We start from the raw sequence: 15,811 nt of genomic DNA, 5'->3' as shown, positions 1-15,811 counted from the left end.
CCACCCCTATATACCCCTAGCCCCTCACACTCTTTCCCTCCCCGCCCCTCTTCCGATCGGGCTCCTACGCGCCGGGTTTGTTCGGCTGAGCGCACCCGGCCCGGGATCACCCGATCCCGGGCCGGTTCGTGCTTCGCTGGGGGGCATGGCGAAGGCGGAGCGGTGGAACCGGTACTGGGACCGCAAGTCGGCAAGCTATGACGCGGAGATGGGCGTCTGGGACCGCCGCCTCTTCGGCGACTCGCGGGAGTGGGCCTGCGGCCAGGCGACCGGCGAGGTCCTGGAGGTCGCCGTCGGGACCGGGCTCAACCTGGCCTGGTACCCCGACGGGGTGACGCTCACCGGGCTCGACCTGAGCTCCGGGATGCTCGACATCGCCCGGTCGCGAGCCCGCGAACTCGGCCGCGCGGTCACCTTGGCGCAGGGCAGCGCGCACGAGCTGCCGTTCGCCGAGGCGTCCTTCGACACGGTCGTGTGCACGTTCGGCCTCTGCGCGATCCCGGACCCCGCGACGGCGGTCGCGGAGATGGCCCGCGTCCTGCGTCCCGGCGGGAGGCTGATCCTGGTCGACCACGTGGCGGGCTCGTCGTTCGCGGTGCGCGCGGCCCAGTGGCTGGTGGAGCTGGCGAGCGTTCCCTTGGCGGGCGAGCACTTCCGGCGGCGGCCGCTGAAGCTGGTGGAGGCACTCGGGTTGCCGATCGAGCGGCGGGAACGGTTCAAGCTGGGACTCGTCGAACGGCTGGTGGCCCGGAAGGTCAGCTGAACAGCTCGGCCAGCGGGCTCTTCTCGAGGTCCGCGAGCAAGGCCGCGACATCGTCGTAGGTCGCGATCGCGCCCGCCTCTTCCAGTTCCGCCGCGCCGACTCCGCCCGACAGGACGCCGATCGTGCGCACGCCGGCCTTCGAGGCGGCTCGCACGTCCCAGACCGCGTCGCCGACGAACATCGTGTCCGCCGGGGCCGTGCCGGCCTTCTCCAGCGCCACCAGCACCGGTTCCGGGTCCGGTTTCGTCGCGTCGACGTCGGCGCCCGAGACGATGTCCTTCACCACGTCATCCACTCCGAGGACGCGGCGAAGCTCGGCCAGCTCGTCGGGCGCCGCCGACGTCGCCAGGACGACCCGCACGCCCTTCGCGGCGAGCGCCCGGATCAGCTCCGGGGCCTGGGCGAACGGCCGCAGCAGGCCGGCCGTCTCCAGGTAGAAGCGGCTGTGCAGGTCCTCGACCTCGTCGCCGACGCGCTCGGCGTCGTCGTCGCCGAGCAGTGTGCTCAGCAGCTTGCCGGAGCCCTTGCCGAGCGCGCGGTGCACGCGCCAGGAGTCGACGGGCCGGTCCAGCTCGTGGAACGCCCGCCGCCAGGCGTGGACGTGGAGGTAGTTGGAGTCGACGAGCGTGCCGTCGATGTCGAACAGGACCGCGGTGGCGATGATGGCTCCTCGGGTTCGCAGGTCCGTTCGGGTACCCCGGACGGACGGGAGTACACGTCACCGTTTGAGTGCGCCGAGACGGGGGACCCGATCGGGAGACCCGGCAGGAGGTGGTCCCCGGTGCTCGCCCGGCACAATTCCGTCCGGCTGGTTCCCCGGCACGGCTCGACGACCGCGGCCGTCGGCGTCCTCGATCGGACGACTGGTCCGCAGCTGCGCGACAGCTTGCTCGAACTCGCCGCCGAGTCCGACGACGGCGTCCTCGTCGACGTCGAAGGCCTCGAACTCGAAGACCGCGAACTCGTCAAGGTGTTCTCGTTCGTCGCGCTGCGGCTCGGCGACTGGCCGGCCGTGCCCTTCGTGCTGGTGACCGGCCGGCCCGACCAACGAGCGGTGCTGGCCGCCCAGAGCGCGCCCGTGTACGCCGACGCCGCCTCGGCCGAAGCCGCGCTGGAGCGCCCCTCGCGGAAACGCGCGCGCCGCGTGCTGACCCGCTCGTCCCGTACTTCGGCGTCCGCCCGCGCGTTCGTGCGGGGGACCTGTGCCGAGTGGCGGGTGCCCGAGCTGGCCGAGGACGCCGCGCTGGTCGCGACCGAGCTCGTCGAAAACACCCTGCGGCACACGGATTCCGTGCCCCGGCTGCGGCTGGAGCTGCGCCGCCGCCGGCTGTCGGTCGAGGTGGCCGACGAAAGCCCGCGTCCCGCGGTGGTGCGCGAAGGGCTCGACCTGACCGAGACGGGGCTCGGGCTGCGGATGGTCGCCAAGGTCGCGAAGGTGTGGGGGAGCAGCCGGCGCCGCTCCGGCGGCAAGACCGTGTGGGCCGTGCTGCGCCGCGCTTGAGGTCCGCGTCACTCCGGGGAACACCGGTGTTTCCCCCGCGTGGGAACGGACAGAAGCTCCCGCCTCCGCTCCCAGGTCCACCCCCGGCCTCCGCCGGGCGGGGCGGGTCTTCGTCTACTGTGGACGCCGCGGCCGGAAGTCGCGTTCGGTTTCGACGTCGCCTTCCGGGGTGTGGACCACGTGCCCGACCCGCCGCTTCTTCGCGATCAGCCGGCCGGCGAGCACGGCGTCGGTCCGGCGCGGCGAGGTGTTGGAAGCCCGGTGCCCGCCCTCGACGCGGTTCTTCCACAGCCCGTTTTCGAAGTAGGTGTGCACGTCACCCTCGGCCACGATTTCCGCCTCCCGTCCGCAAAAGCGCCAGACGGAACGGGTGCCCGGGAACGATGCGGACAAACCTTCAGGAAAGGCCGAGTACCCGCACGGCGTTGTCCTTGAGGATCAGCGGCCGCACTTCCTCCTTGAGGTCGAGGGCGGCGAAGTCGGCGAGCCAGCGGTCCGGGGTGATCACCGGGAAGTCCGAGCCGAACAGCACCTTCCGCTTGAGCAGCGAGTTCGCCGCGCGGACCAGCTGCGGCGGGAAGTACTTCGGGGACCAGCCGGACAGGTCGATGTAGACGTTGGCCTTGTGCGTCGCGACCGAGATCGCCTCGTCCTGCCACGGCACCGACGGGTGCGCGAGGATGATCGTCAGCTCCGGGAAGTCGGCGGCGACGTCGTCGAGCAGCATCGGGTTCGAGTAGCGCAGCTTGATGCCGTGCCCGCCCGGCAGCCCGGCGCCGATCCCCGTCTGCCCGGTGTGGAACAGCGCCGGGACGCCCAGCTCCTGGATGGCTTCGTACAACGGGTAGTACCGGACGTCGTTCGGCTCGAACGCCTGCAGGCTGGGGTGGAACTTGAAGCCGCGGACGCCGTGCCCCTCGACCAGTGCCCGCGCGCGGCGCACGGCGGCCTTCCCGGCGTGCGGGTCGACCGAGCCGAACGGGATGAGCACGTCGGCGTGCTCGGCGGCCGCGTCGGCGATCTCCTCGCTCGAGAGCGCGGGGTGCCCGGTCGCGGCCGGCGCCTCGACCGTGAAGACGACGGCGGCCATGTTCCGCGCCCGGTAGTGCTCGGCGATCGCGGCCACCGTCGGCGTCCGGTCCTGGCCGGCGCGGAAGTACTTCTCCGACGCGTCCAGCAGCTCCTGGTCGAGGGCGAAGCAGCCGTGCCCGTCCTGTTCGACGTGGGTGTGGACGTCGATGGCGGTCAGTGCGGAAAGGTCCACGGAAGCTCCAGGTTCAGGGCAGGTCGGGCTGCGCGGCCTTGGCGGCCAGCAGCCGGTTCAGGACGGCATCGCGGGCGGCGACGAGCTGATCGTCGCCGATGCCGCCGAGTTCCGCATCGACCCCGGCGACGAGTGTCTCGGCCAGCTCCGGGGTCAGGTGGACGCGGCCCAGGTCGCGCCACCACTCTTCGGTGGGCGGGCCGAGGTGCGCCAGGACGTGCGCGAGCCCGCCCGCGCCGCCGGAGAGGTGCTGGTTGAGGAACGGGCCGAGCACGGCCCAGCGCAGCCCGGGCCCGTACGCGATCGCCGTGTCGATGTCCGCGACCGTCGCGATGCCGCGTTCCACGAGCGAGTACGCCTCCTGCCACAGCGCGGCCTGCAGCCGGTTCGCGACGTGGCCGGGCACTTCCCGCGTCAGCCGGATCGGCCGTTTCCCGAGCGACGTGTAGAACGCCACGGCCCGGTCGACGACCTCGGGCGCGGTCTCGCGGCCGGGCACCACCTCGACGAGCGGGATGAGGTGCGGCGGGTTGAACGGGTGGCCGATGACGACCCGCTCGGGATGGCGCGGGCAGCCGCGGGCGATGACGCTCGGCAGCAGCCCGGACGAGCTGCTCGCCAGGATCACGTCCGGCCGCGCGGCCTCGTCGAGGACGGCGAACAGCGCGTGCTTGACGTCCTCGCGCTCAGGACCGTTCTCCTGGACGAAGTCCGCGGCGGCGGCGGCTTCGCCGGCGTCGGCGACGAACCGCAGCCGATCCGTGTCTTCGAGCGCATCGCGCAACCGTTCTTCGGCGCCGGGCGCCGGATCGGTGGCGACGACGTCGTGGCCGTGGGCGAGGAAGAGCCCGGCCCAGCTCGCGCCGATCACGCCGGTGCCGACGACCGCGACGGTGCTCATGCGCGCGCCCCGAAGTGGTCCAGAGCGGTGGGATCGGCCAGGACGTCCCGGCCGACGACGTCCTCGGCCCGGGCGCCGAGCAGGAGTTTCTTCACGGGCAGCTCCAGCTTCTTCCCGGTGCGGTTGCGGGGGATCACCGGGACGGCGGTGATCGTGTCCGGCACGTGCCGCGGCGACAGGGCGCTCTTCAACGCCGTCGTGATCTTCTCGCGCAGCGGTGCGTCCAAGACGCCGTCCCGGACGACGACGTAGAGACGGAGGTCGCCGTTGCCGCCGTCGGGGTCTTCGAGGTGCACGACGAGGGAGTCGTCGACCTCCGGCAGTTCCTCGACGACGGCGTAGAACTCGGCGGTGCCGAGCCGGACACCGCCGCGGTTGAGCGTCGCGTCGGAGCGTCCGGCGATGACGCAGCTCCCCTCCGGGGAGAACCGGATCCAGTCGCCGTGGCGCCAGACCCCGGGATAGACGTCGAAGTACGTTTCGCGGTAGCGCGCACCCGTGTCGTCGCCCCAGAACCCGACCGGCATGGACGGCATCGGCGCGGTGATCACCAGCTCGCCCAGCTCGCCGACCACCGGGGCGCCGTGCTCGTCGAACGCCTTCGCGTCGACGCCGAGGCACGGCCCGGAGATCTCGCCGGCCACCACGGGCTGCAGCGGGCCGCCCTGGACGATCCCGCTGCAGACGTCGGTGCCGCCGCTGCCGACGTTGAGCAGCACGCCGGGCCCGAAGACGTCCCGCACCCAGTGGTAGCCCTCGGCCGGCAGCGGGCTGCCCGCCGCGCCGATCTGCCGCACCGCGCTCAGGTCGAACTCCGACGCCGGGTTCAGGCCCGCTTTCCGGCACGCCATCAGGAAGCCCGGGCTCGCGCCCATCAGCGTCGCGCGGGTTTCGGCGGCCAGCCGCCACTGCCACGCCAGGTCCGGGTGCAGCGGGTTGCCGTCGACCAGCACGATCGACGCGCCGGTGAGCAGTCCCGAGACGAGCGCGTTCCACATCATCCAGGCGGTGGTGGAGAACCAGAGGATCCGGTCGCCGGGGCGCAGGTCCCAGCTGAGGCCGTGGTTCTTGAGGTGCTCCAGCAGGATCCCGCCGTGGCCGTGCACGATCGCCTTCGGCTTGCCGGTGGTGCCGGAGGAGAACAGCACGCACAGCGGGTGCGCGAAGCCGACCGGCTCGAACCCGGGCGCGCTTTCGGTGAGGAGGGTGCTCCAGTCCAGGGTGTCCGGGAGATCGTGGTCGCCGTAGGGAATGTGGACGATGTGCTCGACGGTCGGCAGGCCGGCGCGGATCTCGGCCACCTCGGCGCGGCGGTCGACGTCCTTGGCGCCGTAGCGGTAGCCGGACACGGTCAGCAGCACGCGGGGTTCGATCTGGCCGAACCGGTCGACGACCGAGCGGGCGCCGAACTCGGGCGCGCAGGACGCCCAGACCGCGCCGAGGCTCGCGACCGCGAGGTAGGCGACCACGGTTTCGGGGATGTTCGGCAGGTACGCCACCACGCGGTCGCCGCGCCCGACCCCGAGCCGGGCGAGGCCCGCGCGGGCCTTCTCGACCTGTTCGCGCAGCTCACCCCAGGTCAGCTCCGCGCGCTCCCGGGTCTGGGAGTACGCGATGACGGCGATGTCGTCCGGCGGCCCGCCGAGGGCGTGCTCGGCGTAGTTGAGGGTCGCGCCGGGGAACCACTCGGTGCCGGGCATCCTCCGGTCCGGCACGACGCTTTCGGCGGGGGAGTGGAAGCGGACGCCGAAGAAGTCCTTGATCGACGCCCAGAAGCCGTCGAGGTCGGTCACCGACCAGCGGTGGAGCGCGGCGTAGTCGTCGAACGAACGGCCGCGGGCGGCCAGCCACCCCAGGTACCGGCCGATCTCGGTGGTTTCGCGGACGTCGGGGGCGACCGGGCGCAGGATCATCGCCCGACCTTCCCGGCGCGCTTGTCGAGGAAGGCCTGCATCCGTTCCTTGGCCTCGGCGCTGCCGGTCGCCACCGCGGCCATCAGCGACTCCATGAAGTAGCCCTCGGCCGGGTTGGCCTCGGCGATGCGGGGGAGTGCCTGCAGGACGGCGAAGTTCGTGATCGGCGAGTTCGTGGCGATCTTGCGGGCCAGGGCGAGCCCGTGCTCGAAGCCGTCGTCGACGCGGTAGTGCGACAGCCCGGCGGCGTGGCCTTCGTCGGCGTCGAGGACGCGGCCGGTGAGCATCATGTCGGCCATCCGGCTCGCGCCGATCAGCCGCGGCACGCGCACCGAGGCGCCGCCGCCGACGAACAGCCCGCGCTGGCCCTCCGGCAGCGCGTAGAACGCCGACGGCTCGGCGACGCGGATGTGCGCGGCCGCCGCCAGCTCCAGGCCGCCGCCGACGACCGCACCCCGGAGCACGGCGACGACCGGGACGCGCCCGCGCTCGAGCCGTTCGAAGGCGCGGTGCCACATCATCGAGTGCTCCAGGCCCTCGAACGCGTCGCGCTCGGTGAGCTCGGAAAGGTCGAGCCCGGCGGAGAAGTGCTCGCCCACGGCGTCGAGCACGACGGCCTTGACGCCGCGCGGCGGGGCACCGAAGAACGTTTCGAGGCCGAGCACGGTGGCGTCGTCGAGGGCGTTGCGCTTCTCGGGGCGCGCCAGCCGCAGCACGGCGACGTCGTCGAGCAGCTCCAGGTGCAGCGAAGACGGCAGGAGGGGGATCGTCATGCGGGTCCGTTCGGGAAGGACGCGGCGGCTCGCGCGCGGAGCTCGACGCGGCGGATCTTGCCGGTGGCGTTGACCGGCAGGGTTTCGGTGAACTGCACGTACTTGGGCACCTTGAAGCGCGCGAGATGCCGTTCGAGGTGGGCGCGGAAGGCGGCTTCGCCGAGCTGGGCGCCGGCGCGGCGGACGACGAAGGCGGCGCCGACCTCGCCCCAGCGCTCGTCGGCCACCCCCACGACGGCGCAGGCGTCGACCTCGTCGAGCCGGACCGCGACCGCCTCGATCTCGGCGGGGTAGACGTTCTCGCCGCCGGAGATGATCAGGTCCTTGACGCGGTCGACGACGTGGGCCCAGCCGTCGTCGTCGACGCGGACGACGTCGCCGGTGCGGAACCAGTCGCCGCCGACGAAGCTCGCCTTCGACTCCTCGGGCCGGTTCCAGTAGCCGCCGAACACGTGCGGGCCGCGCACCAGCAGCTCCGCGGGCGTCTCACCGAGCGGCTCGGGCGTGAGATCGGGGCCGAGACCGGCCACGTCGGTGAAGAAGTGCGGCACGCCGGCGGCGACGGGGTGGTCGAGCGTGCCCTCGTGGGTGGCCATCGAGACGCCCGGCGAGGCTTCGGTCATGCCGTAACCCTGAAGGAGTTTCACGCCGCGGTCGAGCCACGCGCGGGCGACGCGCTCGGCGACCGGCGAGCCGCCGTAGAGCACGCACGTCAGCGAGCTCAGGTCCGTGCGGTCCCAGTCCTCGTGGCGGCACAGCATTTCCAGCATCGTGGGGACCGCGGAGAAGCTCGTGATCCCGGCCTCGCCGATCCGGCCGAGGATCGCGCCCGGGTCGAACTTCGCCACCGGTTCCACGCTGCCGCCCTTGAACAGCGTCGGCAGCGTGATCTGGCCCAGCCCGACGCAGTGGAACAGCGGCGCGATGCACAGCGCCTTGTCGGTGCCCAGGACGTCGAGGTGGGCGAGCTGGTTGACGGTGTTCCAGGTGAGGTTCCCGTGGGTGAGGACCGCCGCCTTCGGCCGGCCGGTGGTGCCGGAGGTGTAGAGCAGCAGGCAGGGGTCCTCCAGCCGCACCGCGGCGGGTGGTGGGTCGCCGGCGGCGGCCAGCTCGGCCTCGAAGTCCAGGCCGCCGGCCGGGCACGACGCGGGATCCGTCGCGACGACGTGCCGGAGGGTCTCCGGCAGCGGGCCGGCCAGCAGGTCGTCGGTGTCCGGGCTGTGCACCAGCACCGAAGCGCCGCTGTCTTCGAGCATGTAGCGGATCTCGGCGGGGGAGAGCCGGAAGTTGAGCGGGACGAAGAGCGCGCCGAGGCGGGCGGTGGCGAAGAGCGTCTCGAAGACGGTTACGTCGTTGACCCCGAGATAGGCCACGCGGTCGCCCGGGCGCACGCCGAGCCGGGCGAGCGCGCCGGCCAGCCGTTCGACGCGGTCGGCGAGCTCCGCGTAGGTGCGCGTGCGCCCGGGCTGGACGAGCGCGGTGCGGCCGGGGGAGATCCGGGCCCGGCGCGCGGGCCAGCTGCCGAGGCCGAAGTCGGCCGGGCCGTGCGGCGAACGGGTCACGCCGGAGTACCTCCACACTCTATATCAGGAACCCTGAGACGCTATCGAGCATGACCGTCATCCGTGCGAACTGTCAAGGGTGAGCCGTCGGAACGCCGGTTTTTGGTACGTACGCCGGGAAGGCGCGCTTTCGGCGGACGGCGGGAGACGGTCGGTTCGGCCGTTGGCGGGGTTGCGCCGTTTGGATCAAGTACTAGGCTGTAAAGGTGCGGTTCAGGAGCAGCCGCCCCTCCCTCGACTTACGGCGTCCGAGCGGGCAGTGGACACCGCTCGGCACGCCATCCGCGACTGAAGGCGTACTGAAGATGTTAGTCGTGCAGCACCCCGCGACGGCGATCCCGGTGGCGGCGCCGTCCCCCCTCATCGAGCGAAGCCCGTTCGACATCCAGGTGATCCGGCCGTACTTCGGCGCCGTCATGGTCCGGATCCGCGGCGCGCTCGGCGAGGACAGCGCCGCCGAGCTCGCCTCGGTCCTGAGCACGTGGGCGCACCGGAAGTTCCCGGTCCTGGTGCTCGACCTGTCCGAGGTCGACTTCCTGGACTCGGCCGGGCTTTCGGTGCTCGCCGGCATCCACGTCCGGACGGTCCGCGAGAGCACCACCCTCCGGATCGTCACCGGCGACAACCGCGTCGTGCGCCGGGCGCTGGCCGGGAGCGGCCTCGACCACGCGCTGAACCTGAGCCGGCTGCCGTCGGGCTGGGAGCGGGCGACGGAGATCCCGAACTAGCGGGCCTTCCGGCACCCGGCGGCGCGCTCAGTTCTTGATCGTCTCCAGCAGGGCGTCGTCGGTGGGCGTCGGCTCGATGCCGAACGCCGCCGTCGCCGCCGAGGAATCCAGGACGAACGGCGCCCGCAGCTGGTACTGGACCTCCACCATCTCCCGCGCCGCCGGGCTGAAGAGCCCGGCCAGGCGCAGGGCGGCGGCGGGCATCGTCGTGAGGCGGGCCGCCGGTGCGCCCGCCAGCTCCGCCGCCCGGGTCGCCAGCGACCGCAGTGACCTCGCCGGTGCGGTCGGTGCGTGCCACGGCCTGCCCCACGCCCGCTCGTCGGCGGCGACGGCGATCAGGGTGCGGGCCACGTCGCCGACGTAGGTCCAGCTGTGCGGGGCGTCGAGGTCGGCCGGGGCCGACGCGCGCTTGCCCGCCAGGATCTTGGGCAGCACCAAGGCCGTGAACGCCGACAGCGTGCCCGCGCCGAGGTAGTCGGACCCGCGGACCTCGGCCGTGCGGATCCGCCCGGCTTCGTGCGCCGCGAGCGCGTCGGCCCAGAGCTTGGCCCGCACCGCGCCCTTCTTCGAGTTCGGCCGCGCCGGCAGCCGCTCGGTCATCGGGCCGTCGACGGCGCCGTACGCGTAGAGGTTGCCGGTCGTGACGAGCACCGCGCCGCTGCTTTCGGCCGCGTGCAGGAGGGCGGCGCCGAGCGGCGGCCAGTCGGTGGCCCAGCGGTGGTACGCCGGGCCCGCGCAGCAGTACAACGCGGTCGCGCCGGCCGTGTGCCGCGCGAGCGTGGCGGCGTCGGAGGCGTCCGCGGCGACGAGCTGGACGCCGTCGGGGCCTTGTCCCCGGCGGCTGAGCAGACGGACTTCTTCGCCGCGTCCGGCGAGCAGGCGCGCGGTGGCCGTGCCGACCGGACCGGCGCCGACGATGACGTGCAGAGCCATGGAAACCCCCAGTGGAGAACACTGTTCTCGGACAAGAACACCGTACTGCCCGGTCGAAGGCCGTGTCAAGAACAGTGTTCTCGCGCGAGTCCGGGTGTTCTCGCGATGTGCCACACTGAGGCCGTGTCCGCCTCGTCGCTGCGCGCCCGGGTCCGCTCGGAAATGCACCAGGAGATCAAGGAAGCCGCCCGCCGTCGCCTCGCCACGGAGGGCGCGAACCTGTCCCTGCGCGCCGTCGCGCGCGACATGGACATCGTCGCTTCGGCGCTGTACCGGTACTTCCCGAGCCGTGACGCCCTGCTGACGGCGTTGATCATCGACGCGTACGAGGCGCTCGGCGCGGCGGCGGCCGAGGCGGAAGCGGCGGTCCCGCGCGAGGACCTGCGCGGCCGGTGGCTCGCGGCGTGCCACGCGGTGCGGTCCTGGGCCCTGGCGCACCCGGCCGAGTACGGCCTGCTCTACGGCAACCCCGTGCCCGGGTACGCCGCGCCGCCGGAGACCGTGGTGCCGGCATCGAAGGTGATCCTGCTGCTCGCGGCCATCGTCGGCGAGGCTCCGGACGTCCCGGCCGGGCCGCCGCTGCCGGGGCCGGTCCGCGACGACCTGCGCCGCCTGATCGAGGAGCAGGGCGGCGGCCTGTCCGAAGAGCGGCTGGACCGAGCGCTGCTCGCGTGGACGCACCTGTTCGGCCAGGTCAACTTCGAGGTCTTCCACCGCCTCGACGACATGGTCCAGGCGCGCGCCGAGTACTTCGGGCACCACCTGGCCCTGCTGGCCGACCTCGCCGGCCTGCCCTGATCCTCGGGGGACGCGTGCCCGGACGGCCGGCTCGTCAGGTGCGGAAGTACGCGCGGAACGTCGTGCCGTGGTCGCCGGTGTGCAGGCGGACCAGGTCGGCGAGGTAGTTGACGAGCAGTAGCCCGCGGCCGCGGTGCTGCTCCGGCGTCGCGGGCCGGCGGCCGGCGAGCGGGTCGGCCAGCGTGCCGCGGTCGTGGACTTCGCAGACGAACTCGCCGTCTTCGGTCCACAGCCGGACGGTGCCGGTGCCGCCGCCGTGTTCGACGCAGTTCGCGAGCAGCTCCGTGACGACCACCTCGACGTCGGCGGCCTGGTCGGCGCTCAGCCCGCCCGCGGCCGCGTGGGTGTGGGCCAGCGCCCGGGCCGCGGCGAGATCCGTCGTGTCCGCCAGCTCCGCCACGCGTTCGGGCGCCGGCGGAAGCGGCCGGTTGTACCGCGCCACGACGTCGTCGGGGGCGTACGCGGTGCTGGGACGCCGGCCCGCGCTGTCGATCAGCACCGGGTGGGTGGCCTCGGCGTCGGCGAGCGCGGCCGCCTCCAGGCGCGAAACGTCGTACGGGCACAGGATCGTCACGTCCCGGCCGGTGAAGGCGTGGTTGATGAGCGCTTCGTGCTGCACGCACGCCGGGTACTCGACGTCCGACCGCCCGGCCCAGATCGGTTCGCCGATGATCCGCACCGGACCGCCGGGGTGAGCGTCGGCGAAGGCCCGCAGCACGCGGGGGATGATCCGCCCGGGATTGCGGCCGGCGTCGGTCATGTCCAGCAGCCGGACCTTTTCGGCGTCCGTGCCCAGCTCACGCCGCAGCAGCTCGAGGTTGCGCCCCGGCACGGCGACGGCGACCGGTTCGCCGGCGGCGAGCCCGTGCCCCACGAACGGCACGGTGCCGGCCAGGAACTCGGCGTCGTCCCGGTAGAACAGCGCCGGGTGCGCGAAAGGGTCCGCGCTCACATCGCCTCCTTGGGCCGAAAGCGCCTCCAGTATGCGCGGCGCGTCCCGTCAGCTCTCGGACGGGCGTGTCCGGCGCTGCCGTTCCTCTTCGATGCCGCGCAGGAACGCCACCGGGTCGTCGCCCAGGCTGTCGAGCGTGCGGTGGCGGATGCCCGCCGCCACCACCGTGGTGAGCACTGCCCATACCGCGATCACCGAGATCACCGCCGGTGCCGGCAGCACCCGGCTCAGGAACGCGAGGCACACCGTGGCCGCCAGTGCCGAGATCCGGGCCACGCTCGCGTACCAGCGCGGGCGGCCGGGCACCGAGAAGACCCGGGTGCCGGCCAGGTACATCGTCAGGCCCACCGTGGTGAACCACGCCGCGGCCTGGGGCGGGGACTCGTGCAGCGACAGGTTCACCCCCGCCGCGATGAGCAGCAGCGCGAAGGCCGGGAAGAAGTGCCCGACCGCGTACAGCGAATACGCGAGCGAGGGGTTGCCGCCGGAAAGGTCGAGCAGCCGCTCGTAGATCCGCGCGGCCGAGGAGAAGTACAGCCACCACAGCGCGCCCGCCATCACCAGGCCGGCGATCAGCGAAGCCCAGTACGTGACGTCGTCGGCCGGCCGTTCCAGTGCCGCGGTGCCGACCGTGATCACCAGCTCGCCGAGCAGCAGGATCATGAACAGGCCGAAGCGCTCGGCGAGGTGCGCCGAGTCGACCGCCAGGTTCGGGTCGCGCGGCGATTTCAGCAGCACCCGCCACTGCGCCGCCGGCGAGGGCCGCTCCCGGGACTCGCCGCGGCGACGCCGTCCGCGGCGGTCGCCGAGCAGCAGGAACCCCGCCTCCCCCAGCAGCGCGAACACCCACAGCGCCCACGTGTGCGGGACGACCGCCGAAACGCCGAACAGGGCCGCCGACACCAGGTAGCCCCAGCTGATCCGGCTCTGGTCGAGGCCGGGCCGCGCCGGCCACCGGTGCGCGGCCGCCAGGATCAGGCGCACCCCGGCCATGGCCGCCGCGAAGACCGCGGGATGCCCGTCGAACGCGTGGTGCGCCTGCGTCGCGGCGATCCCGCAGGGGATGGTGCCCGCGAGCACGAACAGCCGGTCGGCGGCGCGGCTGTCGTCGCCGCGGCGGTTGTAGAGCACGGCGAAGCCGATCCACGTCCACCACAGCGTCGCGAACAGGCCGAGCGCCGTGGCGGCGCGCATCCAGTGCGGGTCCGCGACGATGCCGTGCGCCACCTGGCCCACCGCGAAGACGAAAACCAGGTCGAAGTACAGCTCGACCCACCCGACCCGCTTGCCGTGGGCCGGGCCGCCGCCGGTGTCAACGTCCACTTCGGTCACGGCGGCGATTCTGCCGGGTCCGGCGGTCACGCTCCCACCCGGGCGTCGGGGGAATTAATAACACACCATTCGAACAATGGCGGGATTCGCCACTGGATTCGTTGTGGCGGCTCTTGTGGGTAATTCTGCCGCCAGTGTGCCGAAGTCGGTTGTTTACGTCGTGTCAGGCCCCGGAGCTGGGCGAACAGTGTTGTACGGTGTACAAGCTGCGACCGTCGGGACACAATGCGTGAACCGCGGAAGGAATTCATTACCCGCGTTCGGAAACGCCGGTCCTTAGGGTTGACAAGGATGGCGCGCGTGAGGTTCTCTGCTGGTCGGCTCGATCAACGTCACGTCTTCCCCCGGTCCGGGAGCCGGGGTTTCCGGACCACTCAGGACGTCGGTGGTCGGCCCTGGGGCCCCCGTCCTGTCCGAGTTCGACGTCAGCCGTCCGCGCGGCTGGGAATCGAGCGGTTCCACCATGCACGAAAGCAGATCCACGCTCCGCCGCTCGGCGGACACCGCGTGGTCCCCGGCGCACTGGAGCGTCCGCACCAAGATCAGCGTCGTCCTCCTGCTGCCCGTGCTCGTCGCGGTGGCGCTCGCGGAGATCCGGATCCAGAGCGAACTCGACCGCGCGACCGCGCTCAGCGCGGCGCGCGACCGGCTGCCGGTGCTGCGGGACACGATCGACCTGACCGCGTCCCTGGGCCAGGAGATGGTCGCGGCCGTGGCGGTGCCGGCGGGAGCGCCGGACACGCTGACCGCCGCCGTCGACGCGAAGGTGGCCGCGGTCCAGCGCGACATCGGCTTTTCGCCTCTGGCCGCGGACACCGGCCGGGCGCTGAACACCGCGCTGGGCAAGCTCTCGGGCATCCGCGCGGCCGGCGTCGGCGGCGGTGACGTCCGCACGAAAGCCGCCGGCTACAACGACATCATCGCCACCCTCGGCGACCTCGTGCCCACGTTCGCCCCGGCCGACGCCGGCAGCGAAACCGCCTCCGGCGCGGAGACCGCCCGGCTGATCGTGCACCTGCGGGGCGAGCTGGCCACCGAGGAGACCTACGCGCGGGCGGCGCAGAACAGCCCGGGCGACGCTTCGCTGCGCCCGGCCGTCGTGCAGACCGCCGCCGAGCAGGAGGTGCTCGCCGAGCAGGTCGAGCACCAGCTCTCGGGCGACCAGCTGAACCGCTTCAAGGCGGCGACGAGCTCCGCCGAAGGCCGGAGCGACACCCTGCAGGAATCCGGCACCGGCGGGGACGCGGGGCTCGCGTCGTTCGCCCCCTCGATCGCCGCCGAGACCACCGGGGTGACGGCGGTGCTGACCGACGTCGTGGCGAAGCTGAGCTCCGACGTCTCGGCCGCGGCCGACCGCGCCCGGTCGGACTCCCTGCGTGACACCGCGCTGGTCCTCGGCGCGCTGCTGGGCGCGCTCGCGATCGCCCTGCTGGTGGTGCGTTCGCTCGTCACGCCGGTGCGCCGGCTGCGCGCGGCCGCCCTGCGCGCGGCGAACGAACAGCTCCCGGAGACCGTCCGGCAGGTCCGCGAAGGCCACGACGTCGACTGGCGCGCGGTGCCCGACTCCGGCGTCAAGACCGAGGAGGAGATCGGGCAGCTGGCCCGCGCCTTCGACGACATGCACCGCCAGGCGGTCCGGCTGGCCGTCGAGCAGGCCGAGCTGCGCAAGCAGGTCAGCGAGATGTTCATGACGCTGTCGCGGCGGAGCCAGTCGCTGGTCGAGCAGCAGCTGTCGATCATCGAAGACCTCGAGTCGGGGGAGCAGAACCCGCGCCGGCTCGACGAGCTGTTCCGCATCGACCACATCGCGACCCGGCTGCGCCGCAACGGCGAGAACCTGCACGTCCTGGCGGGCGGCCGGCCCGTCCGCCACGGCCGCGAGCCGGTGCCGACGCGCGAGCTGCTGCGCGCCGCGACGTCGGAGGTCAAGGACTACCGGCGGGTGGCGATGGGCAACGCGCCGCGCAGCTCCGTGCAGCCCGAAGCGGCCGCGGACGTCGTGCACATCCTCGCCGAGCTGCTGGAGAACGCGACGCGGTTCTCCCCGCCGGAGCACAAGGTCGCGTTGACGGCCGACCGAGGTGCCGACGGCGGGCTGCTCATCGAGGTCGTCGACCAGGGTCTCGGGATGACGCCGGCGGAGCTCACGACGGTGAACGAGCGGCTCGCGGCGGCGGGGACCGTCGGCCCGGAGACGACCCGCCGGATGGGATTGTTCGTGGTCGGCAGGCTCGCGGCGCTGCACGGCGTGACGGTACGGCTGCGCGCGACCGGAACGGGCGCGCGGCACGCGGGGGCCGCCCACCTCGTCCAGGTTCGACCACAGGGTCGGCATGAACGGGCCGCGCATCTCGTCGATCGCGAGGGCTTGCCGGGCGTGCTTGACGTGCG

The 15,811-nt window shown here is 72.8% G+C and carries 15 protein-coding genes; 5 read left to right on the top strand and 10 right to left on the bottom strand.

Annotated features, from left to right (window positions below; genetic code table 11):
• Nucleotides 1-145: 145 nt before the first annotated feature.
• On the top strand, nucleotides 146-763 hold the full coding sequence (locus tag ABZ342_RS47620; RefSeq protein ID WP_360488358.1) for a class I SAM-dependent methyltransferase: 618 nt from the start codon (nucleotides 146-148) through the stop codon (nucleotides 761-763).
• Here the strand turns inward: ABZ342_RS47620 and ABZ342_RS47615 are convergent.
• Complete coding sequence (locus ABZ342_RS47615) at nucleotides 756-1,409, bottom strand: HAD family hydrolase (RefSeq protein WP_360488361.1); 654 nt, start codon at nucleotides 1,407-1,409, stop codon at nucleotides 756-758. The genes ABZ342_RS47620 and ABZ342_RS47615 overlap by 8 nt on opposite strands.
• Before the next feature lie 135 nt (nucleotides 1,410-1,544).
• Between ABZ342_RS47615 and ABZ342_RS47610 the strand changes: the two genes are divergently transcribed.
• Complete coding sequence (locus tag ABZ342_RS47610) at nucleotides 1,545-2,264, top strand: ATP-binding protein (RefSeq protein ID WP_360488355.1); 720 nt, start codon at nucleotides 1,545-1,547, stop codon at nucleotides 2,262-2,264.
• Nucleotides 2,265-2,378: 114 nt separating this feature from the next.
• Here the strand turns inward: ABZ342_RS47610 and ABZ342_RS47605 are convergent, their stop codons facing one another.
• From ABZ342_RS47605 to ABZ342_RS47580, 6 genes are all read right to left on the bottom strand, one after another.
• The gene (locus ABZ342_RS47605; protein WP_155542991.1) at nucleotides 2,379-2,594 is read right to left on the bottom strand and encodes a DUF2188 domain-containing protein; all 216 of its coding nucleotides are present in this window, start codon (nucleotides 2,592-2,594) and stop codon (nucleotides 2,379-2,381) included.
• Nucleotides 2,595-2,661: 67 nt separating this feature from the next.
• A complete protein-coding gene (gene couO / locus ABZ342_RS47600; RefSeq protein ID WP_360488352.1) occupies nucleotides 2,662-3,528 on the bottom strand; it encodes a 4-hydroxyphenyl-beta-ketoacyl-CoA hydrolase in 867 nt (288 codons plus the stop codon).
• Nucleotides 3,529-3,541: 13 nt separating this feature from the next.
• A complete protein-coding gene (locus ABZ342_RS47595) occupies nucleotides 3,542-4,429 on the bottom strand; it encodes a 3-hydroxyacyl-CoA dehydrogenase NAD-binding domain-containing protein (protein WP_360488349.1) in 888 nt (295 codons plus the stop codon).
• Entirely contained in the window at nucleotides 4,426-6,342 is a 1,917-nt protein-coding gene (locus ABZ342_RS47590; protein ID WP_360488346.1) for an acetoacetate--CoA ligase, read from the bottom strand. Before ABZ342_RS47590 ends, ABZ342_RS47595 begins: the two co-directional genes overlap by 4 nt.
• Nucleotides 6,339-7,115, bottom strand: coding sequence for a crotonase/enoyl-CoA hydratase family protein (locus ABZ342_RS47585; protein ID WP_360488343.1), 777 nt, complete (start codon nucleotides 7,113-7,115; stop codon nucleotides 6,339-6,341). The genes ABZ342_RS47590 and ABZ342_RS47585 overlap by 4 nt, the downstream gene beginning before the upstream one ends.
• The gene (locus ABZ342_RS47580) at nucleotides 7,112-8,677 is read right to left on the bottom strand and encodes a long-chain fatty acid--CoA ligase (RefSeq protein ID WP_360488340.1); all 1,566 of its coding nucleotides are present in this window, start codon (nucleotides 8,675-8,677) and stop codon (nucleotides 7,112-7,114) included. Before ABZ342_RS47580 ends, ABZ342_RS47585 begins: the two co-directional genes overlap by 4 nt.
• A 305-nt stretch (nucleotides 8,678-8,982) precedes the next feature.
• On the opposite strand from ABZ342_RS47580, the gene ABZ342_RS47575 reads away from it, so the two are divergent.
• Nucleotides 8,983-9,405 (top strand): STAS domain-containing protein, encoded by a 423-nt coding sequence (locus ABZ342_RS47575; protein ID WP_155542997.1) that lies wholly within the window; start codon nucleotides 8,983-8,985, stop codon nucleotides 9,403-9,405.
• Between the two features lie 27 nt (nucleotides 9,406-9,432).
• Here ABZ342_RS47575 and ABZ342_RS47570 read toward each other — a convergent pair whose 3' ends face one another.
• Nucleotides 9,433-10,338 (bottom strand): NAD-dependent epimerase/dehydratase family protein, encoded by a 906-nt coding sequence (locus ABZ342_RS47570; RefSeq protein ID WP_360488337.1) that lies wholly within the window; start codon nucleotides 10,336-10,338, stop codon nucleotides 9,433-9,435.
• Nucleotides 10,339-10,461: 123 nt separating this feature from the next.
• On the opposite strand from ABZ342_RS47570, the gene ABZ342_RS47565 reads away from it, so the two are divergent.
• Entirely contained in the window at nucleotides 10,462-11,136 is a 675-nt protein-coding gene (locus tag ABZ342_RS47565; RefSeq protein WP_360488334.1) for a TetR/AcrR family transcriptional regulator, read from the top strand.
• A 34-nt stretch (nucleotides 11,137-11,170) separates the two neighbouring features.
• Here the strand turns inward: ABZ342_RS47565 and ABZ342_RS47560 are convergent, their stop codons facing one another.
• Nucleotides 11,171-12,088: a sensor histidine kinase gene (locus tag ABZ342_RS47560; protein WP_360488331.1), complete on the bottom strand. Its 918-nt coding sequence runs from the start codon at nucleotides 12,086-12,088 to the stop codon at nucleotides 11,171-11,173.
• 48 nt (nucleotides 12,089-12,136) lie between these two features.
• A complete protein-coding gene (locus ABZ342_RS47555) occupies nucleotides 12,137-13,420 on the bottom strand; it encodes a low temperature requirement protein A (protein ID WP_360488328.1) in 1,284 nt (427 codons plus the stop codon).
• Nucleotides 13,421-13,883: 463 nt separating this feature from the next.
• Between ABZ342_RS47555 and ABZ342_RS47550 the strand changes: the two genes are divergently transcribed.
• A partial coding sequence (locus ABZ342_RS47550) for an ATP-binding protein (RefSeq protein ID WP_360488325.1) occupies nucleotides 13,884-15,811 on the top strand: 1,928 nt, incomplete at its 3' end.

The sequence above is a fragment of the Amycolatopsis sp. NPDC005961 genome (assembly GCF_040629235.1).
Taxonomy (GTDB): Bacteria; Actinomycetota; Actinomycetes; order Mycobacteriales; family Pseudonocardiaceae; genus Amycolatopsis; species Amycolatopsis camponoti.
The sequence above is the reverse complement of the archived record's forward strand: the minus strand, read 5'-3'. Positions and strand labels throughout refer to the sequence as shown.

Coding starts and splice junctions, on each gene's coding strand:
- ABZ342_RS47590 (WP_360488346.1), bottom strand. CDS start 6,342: ATGATCCTGCGCCCGGTCGCCCCCGACGTCCGCGAAACCACCGAGATC.
- ABZ342_RS47620 (WP_360488358.1), top strand. CDS start 146: ATGGCGAAGGCGGAGCGGTGGAACCGGTACTGGGACCGCAAGTCGGCA.
- ABZ342_RS47595 (WP_360488349.1), bottom strand. CDS start 4,429: ATGAGCACCGTCGCGGTCGTCGGCACCGGCGTGATCGGCGCGAGCTGG.
- ABZ342_RS47570 (WP_360488337.1), bottom strand. CDS start 10,338: ATGGCTCTGCACGTCATCGTCGGCGCCGGTCCGGTCGGCACGGCCACC.
- ABZ342_RS47575 (WP_155542997.1), top strand. CDS start 8,983: ATGTTAGTCGTGCAGCACCCCGCGACGGCGATCCCGGTGGCGGCGCCG.
- ABZ342_RS47585 (WP_360488343.1), bottom strand. CDS start 7,115: ATGACGATCCCCCTCCTGCCGTCTTCGCTGCACCTGGAGCTGCTCGAC.